Source organism: Lacibacter sp. (assembly GCF_035299325.1).
Classification (GTDB): Bacteria; Bacteroidota; Bacteroidia; order Chitinophagales; family Chitinophagaceae; genus Lacibacter.
In genome coordinates this window covers 55,991-71,376 of record NZ_DATGWT010000015.1, presented here as the reverse complement: position 1 = coordinate 71,376, position 15,386 = coordinate 55,991, and the positions used below count along the sequence as shown (strand labels likewise).

At 37.3% G+C, this 15,386-nt stretch carries 13 protein-coding genes and 1 tRNA gene; 12 read left to right on the top strand and 2 right to left on the bottom strand.

Annotated features, from left to right (window positions below):
• Nucleotides 1–44: 44 nt before the first annotated feature.
• The 7 genes from recQ to VK159_RS09690 all read left to right on the top strand — a co-directional run bounded on the left by recQ (nt 45) and on the right by VK159_RS09690 (nt 7,191).
• Nucleotides 45–2,378 carry a DNA helicase RecQ gene (gene recQ, locus VK159_RS09720; RefSeq protein WP_324229937.1) on the top strand — a complete coding sequence of 778 codons (2,334 nt, stop codon included), beginning with the start codon at nt 45–47 and terminating at the stop codon, nt 2,376–2,378.
• Nucleotides 2,379–2,727: 349 nt separating this feature from the next.
• Nucleotides 2,728–2,800, top strand: a tRNA-Phe gene (locus tag VK159_RS09715).
• 226 nt (nt 2,801–3,026) lie between these two features.
• Complete coding sequence (locus VK159_RS09710) at nt 3,027–4,253, top strand: site-specific integrase (RefSeq protein ID WP_324229936.1); 1,227 nt, start codon at nt 3,027–3,029, stop codon at nt 4,251–4,253.
• A 219-nt stretch (nt 4,254–4,472) separates the two neighbouring features.
• Complete coding sequence (locus tag VK159_RS09705; protein ID WP_324229935.1) at nt 4,473–5,237, top strand: glycosyltransferase family 2 protein; 765 nt, start codon at nt 4,473–4,475, stop codon at nt 5,235–5,237.
• 55 nt (nt 5,238–5,292) lie between these two features.
• Complete coding sequence (locus tag VK159_RS09700; protein ID WP_324229934.1) at nt 5,293–6,240, top strand: radical SAM protein; 948 nt, start codon at nt 5,293–5,295, stop codon at nt 6,238–6,240.
• Entirely contained in the window at nt 6,237–6,761 is a 525-nt protein-coding gene (locus VK159_RS09695; protein ID WP_324229933.1) for an AAA family ATPase, read from the top strand. Before VK159_RS09700 ends, VK159_RS09695 begins: the two co-directional genes overlap by 4 nt.
• A 193-nt stretch (nt 6,762–6,954) precedes the next feature.
• Nucleotides 6,955–7,191: a helix-turn-helix transcriptional regulator gene (locus tag VK159_RS09690; protein WP_324229932.1), complete on the top strand. Its 237-nt coding sequence runs from the start codon at nt 6,955–6,957 to the stop codon at nt 7,189–7,191.
• A gap of 15 nt (nt 7,192–7,206) precedes the next feature.
• Here the strand turns inward: VK159_RS09690 and VK159_RS09685 are convergent, their stop codons facing one another.
• Nucleotides 7,207–8,796: a transferase gene (locus tag VK159_RS09685; RefSeq protein WP_324229931.1), complete on the bottom strand. Its 1,590-nt coding sequence runs from the start codon at nt 8,794–8,796 to the stop codon at nt 7,207–7,209.
• A gap of 19 nt (nt 8,797–8,815) precedes the next feature.
• On the opposite strand from VK159_RS09685, the gene VK159_RS09680 reads away from it, so the two are divergent.
• Both VK159_RS09680 and VK159_RS09675 read left to right on the top strand, forming a co-directional pair.
• Nucleotides 8,816–9,508, top strand: a complete 693-nt coding sequence (locus tag VK159_RS09680; RefSeq protein ID WP_182802606.1) for an NUDIX hydrolase — start codon at nt 8,816–8,818, stop codon at nt 9,506–9,508.
• A gap of 10 nt (nt 9,509–9,518) precedes the next feature.
• The gene (locus tag VK159_RS09675; RefSeq protein ID WP_324229930.1) at nt 9,519–10,133 is read left to right on the top strand and encodes a hypothetical protein; all 615 of its coding nucleotides are present in this window, start codon (nt 9,519–9,521) and stop codon (nt 10,131–10,133) included.
• Here VK159_RS09675 and VK159_RS09670 read toward each other — a convergent pair.
• Entirely contained in the window at nt 10,130–11,011 is an 882-nt protein-coding gene (locus VK159_RS09670) for a YwqG family protein (protein WP_324229929.1), read from the bottom strand. The two genes, VK159_RS09675 and VK159_RS09670, sit on opposite strands and share 4 nt — an antisense overlap.
• Nucleotides 11,012–11,150: 139 nt before the next feature.
• Between VK159_RS09670 and VK159_RS09665 the strand changes: the two genes are divergently transcribed.
• From VK159_RS09665 to VK159_RS09655, 3 genes are all read left to right on the top strand, one after another.
• Nucleotides 11,151–11,948, top strand: a complete 798-nt coding sequence (locus VK159_RS09665; RefSeq protein ID WP_324229928.1) for a ribose-phosphate pyrophosphokinase-like domain-containing protein — start codon at nt 11,151–11,153, stop codon at nt 11,946–11,948.
• Nucleotides 11,949–11,958: 10 nt separating this feature from the next.
• Complete coding sequence (locus VK159_RS09660) at nt 11,959–13,437, top strand: nicotinate phosphoribosyltransferase (RefSeq protein WP_324229927.1); 1,479 nt, start codon at nt 11,959–11,961, stop codon at nt 13,435–13,437.
• Nucleotides 13,438–13,502: 65 nt separating this feature from the next.
• Nucleotides 13,503–15,386, top strand: a complete 1,884-nt coding sequence (locus VK159_RS09655; protein ID WP_324229926.1) for a Piwi domain-containing protein — start codon at nt 13,503–13,505, stop codon at nt 15,384–15,386.

Below are 15,386 nucleotides of genomic sequence, written 5' to 3'. Positions count from 1 at the left end.
GAAAAGTCCAGTTTGTAAAACCAAAGAGTGAAGGAAAAAAAGTGATGACAACAGTTAAGAAAAAAACTCCGCCAAAAGCGACAAAAACAACAACCATCGTAAAAGAAACGGCAAAAAAACCTGCCCGGAAAACCGACGGGGCCACTGCCAAATCAAATGGCAAAAAATCCGGCGCTACTGTAGCAGGTATTGATCTGTACGCAGCTCTCAACGAACATTTTGGATTTGATGCATTTAAAGGCACACAGGAAGCAGTGATCACCAACCTGCTGAGTGGGAAAGATACGTTTGTGATCATGCCCACAGGCGGTGGTAAAAGTTTATGTTACCAGTTGCCGGCATTGGTGAGTGAAGGGGTTGCGATCATTGTAAGTCCGCTGATTGCCCTCATGAAAAACCAGGTTGATCTGGTGCGTAGCTACAGCAGTAAAGATGATGTGGCACATTTTCTCAATTCAACATTAACCAAGAAGGAAATAAAAGAAGTGCATGATGATTTGCTGGCAGGCAAAACAAAAATGCTTTATGTGGCTCCTGAAACACTCACCAAGCAGGAAAACATGGAATTCTTCAGCGATCTGAAGATCTCCTTTTTTGCTGTGGATGAAGCACACTGTATCAGTGAGTGGGGTCATGATTTCCGTCCTGAATACCGTCGATTAAAAGAGATGATGGACCAGATCAATCCTGATATTCCCATCATCGCCTTAACAGCTACTGCCACACCAAAAGTGCAGAGCGATATTGTAAAGAATCTCGGCTTACGTAATCCTGATATTTATATTTCTTCGTTCAACCGTGGAAACCTCTACTACGAAATTCAACCCAAGATCAAAAAAGATCAAACGGTGAAAAGCATTGTGAAGTTTATTTCACAAAACAAAGGCAAGAGCGGTATTATCTACACCCTCAATCGTAAAACAACGGAAGAGTTAGCCGATATGCTGATGGCAAATGGCATTAAAGCCGTTGCTTACCACGCCGGTTTTGATGGAAAGGTAAGAGCCGACAGACAGGATCAGTTCCTGAATGAAGATGTGCAGGTAATTGTTGCCACCATTGCCTTCGGTATGGGTATCGACAAACCTGATATACGTTTTGTGATTCACTTCAATATTCCAAAGAGTATTGAAAACTATTACCAGGAAACAGGACGTGCCGGCAGAGATGGTATGGAAGGAAAATGTATTCTTTACTATTCACACAAAGATGTGAGCAAGCTGGAACATTTGATGCGTGATAAACCGTTAAGTGAACGTGAAGTAACTGCACAAATGATCCAGGAAACAGTTGCGTTTGCAGAAAGCTCTGTTTGCCGCCGGAAGATATTGCTGCATTATTTTGGGGAAGAATACCAGCAAGAGAATTGCGGAAACTGTGATAACTGTCTGCATCCAAAAGAAAAGATCGAAGCAAAAGATGAAGCAGTGATTGCACTTAAAGCTATTAAAGCATTGGGCGAACGTTTTGCAACAGAATATGTGATACCGGTGATCATGGGCAGGTTAACACCACAGAGCCAGATGTATCGCCACGATCAGATTGCTGAATTCGGAAGCGGTAAAGAAAAGGATATGCATTTCTGGAATTCACTCATCCGTCAGTTATTACTGCATGGGTTGGTGCAGAAAGATATTGAAGAATATGGTTTGCTCAAGTTCACCAAAGCAGGTGAAGCATTTTTGAAGAAGCCGAAGAGCTTTAAAATTGTTCTCAATAATTTATACGAAGAAGCCACTGCTGATGATGATGAAGGAGCAGATGCAGGTGGCGGTGGTTTGGCATCAGACGATAAGTTGTTTGAAATGCTGAAAGAACTGCGGCAGAAAGAAGCAAAGAAAAAAGGATTGCCACCGTTTGTGATCTTCCTCGAGAATTCATTGCTTGATATGGCTACGCTTTATCCTACTACGTTGGAAGAGCTGGAAAAATGCCAGGGCGTGAGTAAAGGCAAATCGATCCGTTATGGCAAACCATTTGTGGAAATGATTGCGAAGTATGTAGAGGAAAATGAAATTGAAAAGCCCGATGAGTTTGTGATGAAGAGTGTGGTAAATAAGAGCGGCAACAAAGTATACCTCATCCAGAATGTTGACAAACGTATTCCGCTTGAAACCATTGCCAAGAACAAAGGCTGGCGCATGGATGAAATGCTGGAAGAAATGGAAACCATTGCTGCCAGTGGCACCAAACTCCGTTTGGATTACGCAATCGACGAATGGCTGGATGAATACGAACAGGAAGAGATCATTGATTATTTCAAAACCTGCAGCACCAGCGATTTGAAAATTGCGCAGCAGGAACTGGAAGATGGTGGTTACAACTGGGAACAGCTGAAGATCATGCGCATTAAGTTTTTAAGTGAATACGGAATGTAAGCTGAGGCAAGGCACAAGATACAGGGAAGAAAATCCAAGGGACAAGAAGGGAAATCCCAATCCCCAAGGCACAAAATCCAAGGGTAAAGAAATCAGTGAAAATCTGTGCTATCCGTGAGCAACAACCAAATGAGCGTAGCGAATTTCATTTGTGTCAATTTGCGTACATCATTGGACAAAAAAACAAATGAGCGTAGCGAATGCCTCCCTGTAATCAGTGAAAACCAATTGAATTTGAAATAAAGGGGCAAAGATTTCGATATTAAAGCTCATTCTTCTATATTTGCAGCCCCGAAGCACAAAAACGAAGGATAGGCTTCCACTTACCGGAGTGATGTGTTTCAGGAATGGTGCGGTAGCTCAGTCGGTAGAGCAAAGGACTGAAAATCCTTGTGTCGCCGGTTCGATCCCGGCCCACACCACTTAAAGGCCTGAAAATCAATGAAATGCGTTGATTTTTAGGCCTTTTTGATTTAGAAAAAATGCAAATCTGTGCATAAAAGCGCATAGATCTAACGACATTCTAACGACATTTTTTCTGGACTTATGTTATCTGTATTATGAAATAGATTTTGTCGCCAAATGCTGAGAATTGCAGGTCCCAAGATTGGATACCTGTTCAAACTTTGTAAAACTAAAAATTCAGTTATGGCAAATTCTAACAGGAGACACTCTCTTGACGAAATCTCAATCAGTTTTCTTTTACGTAATGGCTACAGACTCAAAAACGGAGAACATCCGATTGTAGTTAAGCTTGTTTATTTGGGGGAGAGGAAAGAAATCAATACCGGTCTTTCCATTTCATCGAATCATTGGATTTCTGGTTCAGGAATGGTTGATTCTACATCAAAAAACGCTTCGTTTATTAATAAAGAGCTGGCGAAACTCAGCATTAAAGTGGAAGAACAATTCAATTCCATGAAAAGGATCCTCGTAGACTTTACTCTTGATGAGTTGATTGACCGATTAAAAGGTAAAGCCGAGCCTCCTCAAACGTTAATGGATTACGTAAATCTGATGATTAAAGATTTTGAAAGTCGTGTCGGTGTCGACCTTTCAATAACTACCCTGTATAAATACAAGCGAACTGCAAGATACCTTTTGGAATATCTGCAAGTGAAACGTAGCCAAAAGAACTTACCTGTAAGCAGAGTGAATAAAGATTTTCTGGAAGGCTTTTTCAAATTTCTAAGAAAAGAAAAGGCCAACAGTCACAATTCTTCTTCTGCATTAATGAATTGCTTAAAAACAATATTGGAAGAGCCGGTAAAACTTGGAGTCATCCGACACAATCCTTTTAGAGACCTATCACTTACTCGAAAACCGGTGAATAGAGAATATCTCACAACCGATGAAATTAAATTACTTCAAAAACTGGAAAATCTTTCCCCGGCTATGGAACGAAACAGAGATATTTTTCTTTTGGCATGTTTCACAGGTCTAGCCTATTCAGATATTAAGGACTTAAAAAGAATTCATATTATCGTAGATCCTAATGGTGAAATGCACATTGAGAAATATCGGACCAAATCAACTGTGCTGAGTTATATACCTCTGATAAAAGCAGCAGAGAATATTTTACTTAAATATTCTCCAACCGAGGATTGCCGGGATTTTCAATGGTTGATACCTTGCAACCAGAAGCTGAACCTTTCCTTAAAAACCATTGGTAAACTAGCAGGTATCGATCGTAAACTTTTCATGCACCTGGCCAGGCACACCTTTGCAACGACAGTCACGTTATCTCAGGGTGTTCCCATTGAATCAGTCAGTAAAATGTTAGGCCACACAACGCTAAAGCATACACAACTTTATGCGAAAATTGTAAACTCAAAGGTGGATAAGGATATGGAAAAGGTGAGAAATATCTTTTGAGAATTTATATTGCTTTAAGTAAAGAGATATTCAGATCTGTTCACATAATGAGTACAACATATCCCCTTTAAAAATAATATTGATTTCTTAAAAAAATTGAAAGTCAATATTGTAATTTTCAAATTTCTATTGTATCATAGTAAAATAAATGCATGCTGCAATTATGATTTGTGACAGACAACGTCACCATGATAGAGTAAACTTAAATTATGTTGGTAAATGAATGCTCTAATAATTCCTTGCTATATTAAAAATCAGTGGGATGTTAAATGTCTAGATAGGTTACTTGATAGTGTGCAAGAGCAAACTAAGCCTTTTGACAACGTTTATTTAGTTGATGATGCAAGCCCGTTGAAATATAAACTTCACCACGTGTTTGTTGAGCATATTCTATTAAATGAAAATGGAGGGCCGGCTAGGGCAAGAAATATTGGTATAGACAAAGCAATCGGTATAGGTGCTGAATACCTATTATTTACCGATCATGACTGTATTTTAGATAAGAAATGGAATGAACAAATGACTTCATTCCTTTCGAAAACTGACTTTGGAGCAGTTGGAGGCATGACTTACTCATGGGGTAAAACTCTTCTCGATTATTACCACGATATAAATGGAACATTGGCCGGTAAGTGGTTGCTTCCAGAGAAAAAAGAATTATGGTACATGCCTTCTCTAAATTTTGGAATTAAATCGTTTGTAGTTGAGCAGTTTGGTTTCGATGAAAGATTTCCAAATGCTGCTGGCGAAGATGTTGATTTGTGTTTACGTATGAGAAGCAAATATAAGATCGGCTTTTGCCCTGATGCGAAATTATGGCATGACTACGGGTACAAGAATTCAATTTCAGGATTTAATAAATTCATGAAATTATTCAAGAAATATAAAAGTTCTAGTGCTACTGTGTACGAAGGGCACACTGTATTAATGTGGGACGCATCAGAATCAATTTATCAAGGAAATATGCATGAGTCTAATATATAGTCTAAAAGCAAATCAACAGGGCATCTCGCACGTAATCCAAGATTACATTGGTGAAATGCGACCTTTCGTAAAGCGAGTGAAGAACCCGTTTTTAGTGGCGCCACTTGTTTTTTTAAAGACTATCGAGTGGAGTATTTACAGATGGCATAAAACTCCTATTAGGCGTTTTTACGGAGTAAAGGGCAATGAATTGATTTACATGATTACTAATCGTTGTAATGACCGTTGTCCAAAATGCGGGATTTGGGAAAGGCCTGAATCCAATGACCAGCATCTAATGATTTCCTACTTCATTAACTGCTTAAGAAGACTTCATCATAATTTATATCAAGTGACTTTGACTGGGGGTGAACCACTTCTATTTAAAGCGGATGTAATGTTGATTGCTGAAGAGGCAAAAAAGTTAGACGTTCCAATGGTGATAGTTTCAAATGCAAGGTTCCTTGATGAGGATTTTTTAAATAGGTATAAGCGGCTTGGCCACATTCTTGTAATTTCAGTTGATTCTGTTGAAAAGGAGAAATGGAACGAATTCAGAGGTAGAAATAATTTTGATATTGTCATGCCAAAGATCATGCTGGCAAAGCAAATTTTAGGTGATCAGTTAAGAATTCAATCTGTATTATCTAAACAGACTGAAAATGAGATTCCAAAAGTTATTGAGTTTTGTAAGCAGCATAATATTCAACACAACACACAATTTTACCAAGATTTTGGTGGTCATTGGACTAATCCGTCAACTGAAATAGTTAATTACGATAATGAAACACCGTGTGCGGCAAGAAAAAATATTTGCATTTATCCAAATGGTGATGTAGTAAAATGCTTCGACCATCGCAGAATTCCATTGGCAAAAGAACCATTAGGTAATATCGCCAAGCAAGATATAATTGAAATACTGTGTACTAAGCGTTCAACTCAAGTTTCTAAGATTATGAAGACGTGCAATCTGCCATGCAAAAACATGTCATGTAATAAACCTCAAACACTTCTTTTTAATTGATACAGGATAAAAAACTTGATATTATAATCCTTCGAGGAGCTCCGGCCTCTGGAAAATCACAATCAGCAAAGTGTCTCACAAAGTTCTTCCCGAAGGGCGTAAAGATGGAGGTAGATGCTTTGCGCAAGATGGTAATTTCAGTAGATTGGACGAACCAAGAGGAGCATATTAATATACTGAAAGCTTCAACACGATTAGTTTCTGAGTTTCTTAAATTAGGACTTAGTCCGGTAATTATCGTTGATACTTTTAGTGGAAATAAGATTGACAAATATCTTGACACTCTCTATCATCTTAACAAAGATGTTTCTATTAGAATTTTTGGATTATATGCAGAAGAGGATGAGTTGCGAAGAAGGTTAGACCTTCGGGCTGAAGATGAATTTCGTGACTTTGAAATTTGTAGAAAATTGAACGGGGATGTTTTAAAGGTAAAACATGAATCTGAGTACCAGATTGATACGACCGGACTTTTGCCGACCCAGACAGCTGAAATTATCTATAACCAACTTGATATCTAAGAGACAGCATATTGCCAATAGTTTTAAATGCTGATTCGTATTTGTTTACTTTTTCTTCAATGAACAAGGAAAGAAGTTCAGTAACTCTATTTTATACCCCATCGGGTATAATCGAGTTGTTTACTTCAATTTTCATACCCGATCAGGTATAATTTATAATCTTCCTCTCTAAATTTACTTCAGATTATGTATTATGAAAATAAATGAATTCGTAAAGAAAAAAAGAAAGGAAGTAAATCTTACACAATTTGAAATGTCTCTCAAAGCAGGGGTCGGTCTTCGATTTGTCCGTGATCTTGAGCAAGGTAAAAAGTCACTGCACATGGATAAAGTGAATCAAGTACTATGGCTATTTGGATACGAAGTTGGGCCGGTTGAAAGTGATCGTGAACAATTTATAACGAACAAAGATTCAAGGATTCAATATTAGTGAGGTATACTCATATCACTTCACCCCAATCAACAACATCGTTGTCTCGGGATAAGCAACTTTTTGCAAACCTTCTTCATTCATCATATATAGATCTGCTTTCCCAACCCAACGATTCTTTACAATCCAGTCATTGGTATAGGAGGATGAGGACTCATGTATCCGGAATCCTACTTCAGTTAAATGATTTTTCCATTCCTCAAAATCCCAGAAGCAAAACGTTTCATGCATTTCACTTTCCCAGTTATCAGTGTAATCTTTCCGGCTCAAAAATTCTGAAGCATTGCGTAATGATGTTTTGATATAGGATTTTTCTTCAATAGTAACCTCTTCAAACTTTACAATATAGCCTTCCCTTTTCCTAAAGTCTTTTGCAAAGCGAAGAAATCTTGCATAAGTAGAAAGTGATTGTAAAAAATGTGATAAGTCATTTCGATCGTTGAATTGTGAAAATAGATCGGTATTACTGCCATCCTCATCATTAAGCCACATATACACTTGCAGTTCTTTGTTTTTTGGTCCAACAACATCTCTGTTAATCCATACTCCACCTGGCGCAAGTTCTTCATATCTATTTTTGATAAACTTCAATAAATCCTCCCGACTTCCATACGATTCAATTTCATGTGTAAGTGAAGAAGTATGAATTGTATTCATTGAACCTTGCTCATACACTAATCCTGTAACCGCATTCTTCTGGGAGAAGAACACAAACGGATTTTGAAACTCTCCGTTCTCTTTTCGTTGCTGACAGATCTGATATAAATGCCGGCTGACTTCAATACCATAGAAATCACTTTCTCTTAACCGCTCATCTTTGCAAGCAAGCTTCATCCAGCTGCCAACCGCACAGCCAATATCACCAATACGTCCTGGTTGAACATAGGAAGAAGTGTCATGATATTTTAATTCAGCAATATCATCCATCTGCCGAACGTATACATTGTAATCCCTGGTCTCAGTTAAATCACCATCGCTTCCAATCATATGATCGGTAAACAGGAGTTTAACCTTTTCACCAACGCCATACTTTTTCCAAACATTGTAGGAAGAGTGATGCATGGCTGCTTTGATCGATTCATCTTCGGTCCAGTAGGGGGCTGCAGCAATTTGCTCTACAATATCCCAAGGCATTAAAGAATGATATTTCCAGTTTGTGACATCTGCCAGCTCAGCAGGTAGGATGTTGAAACCAAGTGACTGATATAATTGCAGAACAGGTGTTGAACAAACGATCAAGCTGTTTTGTGGCGTACAATCAAACTTGCCATCACTTTCATGTTTGATACGTTTCAGTGTGTAGCTCGCAAAATTGGAAAGGGATCCAACATCGTCAATACCATAAATGTAAACGGGTATATTTAACTCAGCAGCCATTGCTTCAATCGAAATTGCCCGCAAATAAAATGGAAGTGGGTTTCGTCTTGTGTTAGAGTGATTAGCAGATGTAACCGGAAAGATGATCGCTTCAATTGGTTCATATATTTGTAATTCGTTTCCATTAACATCTTTCGCATGAGAAAGACCGTTCTGTATTAAAGAAGTTAAATAGTCGAATTGAAACTGTGTAATCAATTGGTGTCTCCCGGGTATCACTAAATACATGTAATTTTGCTTTGATTGTATGCAAAATAAATCATCTGTCATAAAAGTAGCTGTTGATGCCATTGTTTTTGGTTATTCAAAACAAGATGGTGTTTCTGTGCTACTGATTCAACGTAAATATGAGCCGTACAAAAACAGCTGGGCTATCCCCGGCGGTTTTGTATTGGAGGATGAGAGCCTGGAAGAAGCAGTAAAGCGAGAGCTGGCAGAAGAAACAGGTATCACGGTCAACTACCTTGAACAGTTATATACGTTTGGTGAACCCAAACGTGATCCCCGTCAACGCATTATTGCAGTTGCCTATTTTGGATTGGTGAAAGCATCGCAATACCAGGAATTGAAAGCGAGTACGGATGCTGAAAATGCAAAATGGTTCAGCATTAAAAAACTGCCGACACTGGCATTTGATCATAAACAAATTTTGCAGGTGGCCATTGAGCGCTTGCGTGCAAAAGTTCGTTATCAGCCGGTTGGCTTTGAACTACTGGATAAAAAATTCCCCTTTTCCGATCTGGAGAAACTCTATACAGCTTTATTGGATAAGGAAATTAACCGACGAAACTTCAGTAAGAAAATACTCTCCTTTGATTTTCTAGAAGAAACAGGCGAGTTATCAAAGTCGGAAGGCAAAGGCCGCCCCAGTAAAATGTACCAGTTTAATCAAAAGCGGTACAAAGAATTGTTGAAGGAAGGCTTTCACTTCGAAATCTAATCAGCACACTATGCTTAAAGAGCTTTTTCTTTCATTAATCAGTCAATATACCAACGATGCTGATTTACGGCAAAAGTTGTGGTTGGAAATTGAAAAGAATTATTCGGGTAGGAAAAGACATTACCATAACCTCAAGCATTTAGAAAATCTTCTTGCTGAGTTAACAGAGTTGAAAACTATCGTGAATAATTGGGATGCAATTGTATTAGCAATCTTTTATCACGACGTTGTTTACAAAGCACATCGAAAAGATAATGAGGAACAAAGTGCATTGTTAGCAAATACGCATTTACAACAACTCAATTGCCAAGCTGCGTTAATTGATCAGGTAAATAAGTTGATACTTGCAACAAAGTCTCACCAATTATCTGATGACGAAGATGTGAATCTTTTTACCGATGCTGATTTAAGTATTCTTGGGAAAGATTGGGAAACATACAATACATATTGCTCCAACGTTCGGAAGGAGTATGCGATCTATCCTGATCTGTTATACAAGCCTGGACGAAAGAAAGCTTTGCAGCATTTCCTTTCCATGCATCGGATTTTTAAAACCGAGCACTTTTATAAAAAGTATGAAGAATCGGCTAAGAAAAATATAGAAAGGGAAATTGCATCTCTTTAACTGCAATCCCAGTTGTACATCACTTTGCTGAAATCTCTTTTTGCCAAATCATCCGGATGAATAAAGAAGTTGGCAACACCCACATCGCCCCACATAATGTGATCGTCGGAGTCTAATTGAAACAACAGAATAAAATCTGCAAATTCTTCTTTGTATTTGCGGGGGTCTTCCTGTGTAAAATAAGCATAGCCACCCATCTTATGACCATTATTAGTAAATGTATCATAAGCCATTTCAATTAAATCATCTTGAATAGAAGGATTGGCATTGGCAATATTATGCAGGTTCGGTTCAACTTTGTCGTAATGCACATCTTGTAAACCCACATATTCAACGCTTTTCGAAAATGCAAGGCCATGCGGCTTAAATACAGGCAGCATATCACTGTGCATTACTTCATCAAGAAAGGAGAAATCAACTTTAAACTGTTCAACTTCATTCTCTTGAAAGTATATGACACGAAAATTATTTTGATTTTGTTGATCGTCGAAATCCAAACCATAGACATCATCAAACCCGGAAATATAAAACTGTAAGTAGCCTGATTGAGGATAACCCTCTAAATGAGGGATATCACTGCAGTTAATTTGTGCAAGTGGATACATGAATCTTCCTTGGCTATCTTTCGGGTACTCAAAATTTAATGGCATGCAGGGATAATGACCAAATTTGCTTTCTTCCAGTGCAAGGTCATCTTTTGGGAGTGCCTTAATCGAAACAAAGGGAATGGCTGCTTTTTCTATTGCAGGCCAGTGGTCGGCAAAGAGTTTTGGAAGTACAATTCCCGGGGCAACTTCTACTTGTTCCAGAAGATGCTTATCATCTGGTATTTCCTGTTTTTTATTATTTCGGCCAAACAATGAATCAAATAAGCCCATAACATTCCGGTTTTACGACAAATTAAAGGAAATAATTATTCAGACAGTTGGAAGGGGCCTAAAATTATTTTGCTTCAAAATGAAGCAAAATTTGGCCATTTCAGTAAGCCGTATTAAATTTGCTTATTAATTAAGCAAAATGAAAACAATTCATATTAATAATAACCGGGGTTTAAAACGGTTTGTGTTTCCAGATAACCAACCCCACGTTATTATTCAGGATATTAATAAAGACGATGAGGTTACTGTCATCTGTTCAATTACAGATAGCACAGTGTTACTTCAGTTATTACAAACAGCGAATGCTATTGAAAATGTAAACGCTAAAAAAGCGAATCTGATCATTCCCTATCTCATGGGCGCCAGATATGACCGCTTGATGTTACCGGGAGATAGTTTCGATTTGAAAATAATTGCTGATTTGATCAACAATATGCAGTTTGATAAAGTTTACTTGTACGATGTTCATTCCGAAGTTTCACTGGAATTGATTCATAATTCAGTCAACATCATAAACGAAGTATTGGTAAAATCTTATGCAAAAGAGAACGCAATACTTATCTGTCCGGATAAAGGCGCTGCAAAAAAAATCAGCAGTTATGCGGGCTGGAATAGCAATCTCGTTGAAACTGTTTACTGTAATAAAACCCGTGATTTGAATAACGGACGAATCAGCTTACAGGTAATAGAACCTGAAAAATGCACGAACAGAAATTGCGTGATCATTGATGATCTGTGCGATGGTGGTGGAACCTTCCTTGCCATTGCGCAGCAGATAAAGCCTGCACATCTCACATTGATCGTTACACACGGCATCTTCAGCAAAGGGTTTACAGAATTGGAGAAATCGTTTGATCAGATCATTGTAAGCAACAGTTATCAGCAGGAGTATAATTCACCTATTGTTCAGGTAATACCATTTAAAACAACTTTCTAAAAGAACAAACATGAAAACGAATCCTTTTTTATTGACCGATTACTATAAAGTTGGCCACGTATTCCAATACCCAGACAAAACTGAACTGGTTTATAGCAATCTTACTCCACGCAAGAGTCGTATTAACGGAGTGGATGAAATGGTATTCTTTGGTTTGCAATATTTCATGAAAGAGTATTTGATCACTTATTTCAATGAAAACTTTTTTGAACAACCAAAAGAAAAAGTGATGGCGGAGTATAAGCGGAGAATCGTTACTTCTTTAGGCACACACCTGCCATCATACGAACATATTTCAGCTTTGCATGATTTAGGTTATTTACCTGTTGAAATAAAAGCATTGCCCGAAGGGAGTAAAGTACCGATGCGTGTTCCTTGCTTAACGATTGTAAATACAAAGGCAGAGTTTTACTGGCTTACAAATTTTCTGGAAACGTTATTGAGTGCTGTTATTTGGCAACCTTGTACCAGTGCAACCATTGCATATACTTACAGAAAGTTATTGAATAAATATGCAGAAGAAACGGGTATGCCAATGGAGTTTGTACAATGGCAGGGACATGATTTCTCTTTCAGAGGGATGAGTTCGTTGGAAACAGCAGTGTTGAGTGGTATGGGGCACTTGTTAAGTTTTACCGGTACTGATACCATTCCAGCTATCGACGCACTGGAACAATATTACAATGCGAATGCTGATGCAGAATTGATTGGTGGTAGTGTTGCAGCAACAGAACATAGTGTAATGTGCAGTGGTAGTAAAGATGGCGAGCTGGAAACATTCAGACGCTTAATTACAGAAGTGTATCCTTCAGGTATTGTAAGTATAGTTAGCGATACCTGGGATTTATGGAAAGTGTGTACAGAGTATCTTCCTGCGTTAAAAGAAACAGTTTTAAGTCGTGATGGTAAAGTGGTGATTCGGCCTGATAGTGGAGATCCGGTAAAAATCATTTGTGGTAACCCTGATGGAGAAACAGAAGTTGAGCGGAAGGGAGTGGTTGAACTGTTGTGGGATGTATTTGGCGGAACGATTACAACGAAAGGATTTAAATTACTGGATGCTCATATTGGTGCTATTTATGGTGATAGCATTAATATCGATCGTGCAACACGTATTTGTGAAGGATTGAAAGCGAAAGGTTTTGCCACACAGGTTGTATTTGGTATTGGAAGTTATACCTATCAATATAATACACGTGATACATTTGGTACAGCAATGAAAGCAACCTATGTGGTGATTGGTAGAGAAGGAAGAGAAATATTTAAAAACCCTATTACAGATGATGGCACAAAAAAATCAGCAACAGGATTATTACAGGTTAAAAAAGAAAATGGTTCTTATGTGCTGATCGATAAAGTAGGCTGGGAGGAAGAACAGCAAAGTGAATTGAAAACAGTGTTTAAAGATGGTAATTTGGTAAAGGAATGGACATTGGGAGAAATACGAGAGAGAATACAAAGATCGAACGAAGTAATCATGGCAGAGTAATGACAGAGTTGTGTTGAAAATAAATAACACGACAAAATTTGATAATATAGAGTTTAAATTTAAGTATGAAAAAAATAGCATTAAATTTTCTTCCTTTTGAACAGCAGGATTTTGGGATTACTATATTTAGGAAAATAGCAGGAGCTGTTGTTGATAAAACAAAGTTTTCTTATTATGATTTTCAGGAAAATGGGGTGTCAAAAAAATATGAAATTAGCCCAGTTAACTTGGAAGGTTATGAAGAATATAGACTTGCACAATATAGTCAAGTAGGTCTTGTTAGTAAAAGCATTTATGAAAACCTATTTCAAGCATCAAAATCCGTCAGGGGCTTTTTTATTCTAAAGCCAAATAATGATTATAATAGAAGATTGCATTTTGAAATTGAGCCTCATCCAAAAGGTAAAAAGTGTATGTGGATTGAGCCTTACTTTTTAAAATCAAAAAAGCTGTGGGGAGTTTTGGTAGGATTTCAATTTATTGTATCGGAGGATTTTAAAGCAAACAATAAAGTCAAAGTTGATAAAGACATTTTGATAGCAAGTGGTTCATTGAACTCAAAGGGTTATAGTAATGCTGATTTTTATCTTTTTAAACACTCTTATATTCAAGCTTTTATTAAAAATCATATTCCTCTTATAAATTATTCTTTGTCAGTAAAACTGACATCAGATTTGCAGTTTTTAGAAGGAAGTGTTTTAAATCAGAAGACTTATGTATTTAAAAACAAAGGCGAATCAAATTCGGCCTTTTTGGGGTTAAACAGATTTGGTCCACTTCAGGAAATTCCTGGTGAGCTTTTTTTCAGATTTATTTTCTTAAAAGAAGATAGGGATTATGGTGTTAGATTACTAAAAGGACTACGAGGAGATACATTTCCTAGTCAATTTAGCGGCATGAGTACTTTTTTTAAGTTAAGTTTCACGAACGAACGAATTGAGGGTGTAACACTTGAAGACTTTAATAATGAAACGATTACGGAACAGATAAACGAAATAAAAGAATCAGGTAAAAATATTATCCCAATAATTATTACTAAGAATCGTCTAGACGCAGAAAGCGACAGACTGTACTACTTCTTAAAACATAAATTTACTAGCGCTGGCATTGCTTGCCAGATAGTAACAAAAGAATTACTTGCAAATGATAATTCGGTTAAGTACTCATTGAGCAATATAGCGCTGCAAATTTTTTCAAAAGCTGGAGGAAAACCTTGGAAGATGGTACCGGCATCAAAAGATTACTTAATTATTGGTATCGGGCAGTCTTATAGTATCGAAATGCTTGAGACCAAGAGCATTGTTAAAAAAAGTATAGCTTATTCTGTTTTAACGGATTCAAGCGGTTTGTTTAAAGATATTCAAGTTTTAAGTGAAGGAGTTGAGAGCGATGATAATTACTATGCAAACCTAGCTAATAATATTATTCGAATTATTAATAGCTCTGGGTATAAGCAAGTAACTATTCATAGTCCGGTTCGACTAAGTAAGTCTAAAGTGTTTGAAAAAGTAATTAAAAAAATACCACTTGATACAGAGCTTAATGTTCTTGTAATTAATAACAAAGCAGATTTGTTTGGGTTTGATTACGACAATAATGGGCTTGTGCCTTTCGAGAGTACTTACATTAAGTTAGCAAAAGATGAGTTTCTAGTTTGGTTTGAAGGATTGCAATATAATAATCCCAAAATAGCCAAGCGTTACAGTAATCCCTTAACAATAAAATTCTGGTTTTCTAGTAATCCCAACTGGTTAAGTGATGAGAATTTAAAAGAAAATCTATTACAGGATTGTATTAATTTATCTGGGGCTAATTGGAGAGGGTTTAAATCAAAACAACTTCCAGTTTCAATATTTTATTGCGAGCGAATTGCTGAATTCATAAGCAAATTTAACGAGTACAAATTAGGACATATTGAAATCAATAACTTAAAACCTTGGTTTTTATAA

Coding starts and splice junctions, on each gene's coding strand:
- VK159_RS09700 (WP_324229934.1), top strand. CDS start 5,293: ATGCGACCTTTCGTAAAGCGAGTGAAGAACCCGTTTTTAGTGGCGCCA.
- VK159_RS09705 (WP_324229935.1), top strand. CDS start 4,473: ATGAATGCTCTAATAATTCCTTGCTATATTAAAAATCAGTGGGATGTT.
- VK159_RS09710 (WP_324229936.1), top strand. CDS start 3,027: ATGGCAAATTCTAACAGGAGACACTCTCTTGACGAAATCTCAATCAGT.
- VK159_RS09665 (WP_324229928.1), top strand. CDS start 11,151: ATGAAAACAATTCATATTAATAATAACCGGGGTTTAAAACGGTTTGTG.
- VK159_RS09685 (WP_324229931.1), bottom strand. CDS start 8,796: ATGTATTTAGTGATACCCGGGAGACACCAATTGATTACACAGTTTCAA.
- VK159_RS09675 (WP_324229930.1), top strand. CDS start 9,519: ATGCTTAAAGAGCTTTTTCTTTCATTAATCAGTCAATATACCAACGAT.
- VK159_RS09680 (WP_182802606.1), top strand. CDS start 8,816: ATGCAAAATAAATCATCTGTCATAAAAGTAGCTGTTGATGCCATTGTT.
- VK159_RS09655 (WP_324229926.1), top strand. CDS start 13,503: ATGAAAAAAATAGCATTAAATTTTCTTCCTTTTGAACAGCAGGATTTT.
- recQ (WP_324229937.1), top strand. CDS start 45: ATGACAACAGTTAAGAAAAAAACTCCGCCAAAAGCGACAAAAACAACA.
- VK159_RS09690 (WP_324229932.1), top strand. CDS start 6,955: ATGAAAATAAATGAATTCGTAAAGAAAAAAAGAAAGGAAGTAAATCTT.
- VK159_RS09670 (WP_324229929.1), bottom strand. CDS start 11,011: ATGGGCTTATTTGATTCATTGTTTGGCCGAAATAATAAAAAACAGGAA.
- VK159_RS09660 (WP_324229927.1), top strand. CDS start 11,959: ATGAAAACGAATCCTTTTTTATTGACCGATTACTATAAAGTTGGCCAC.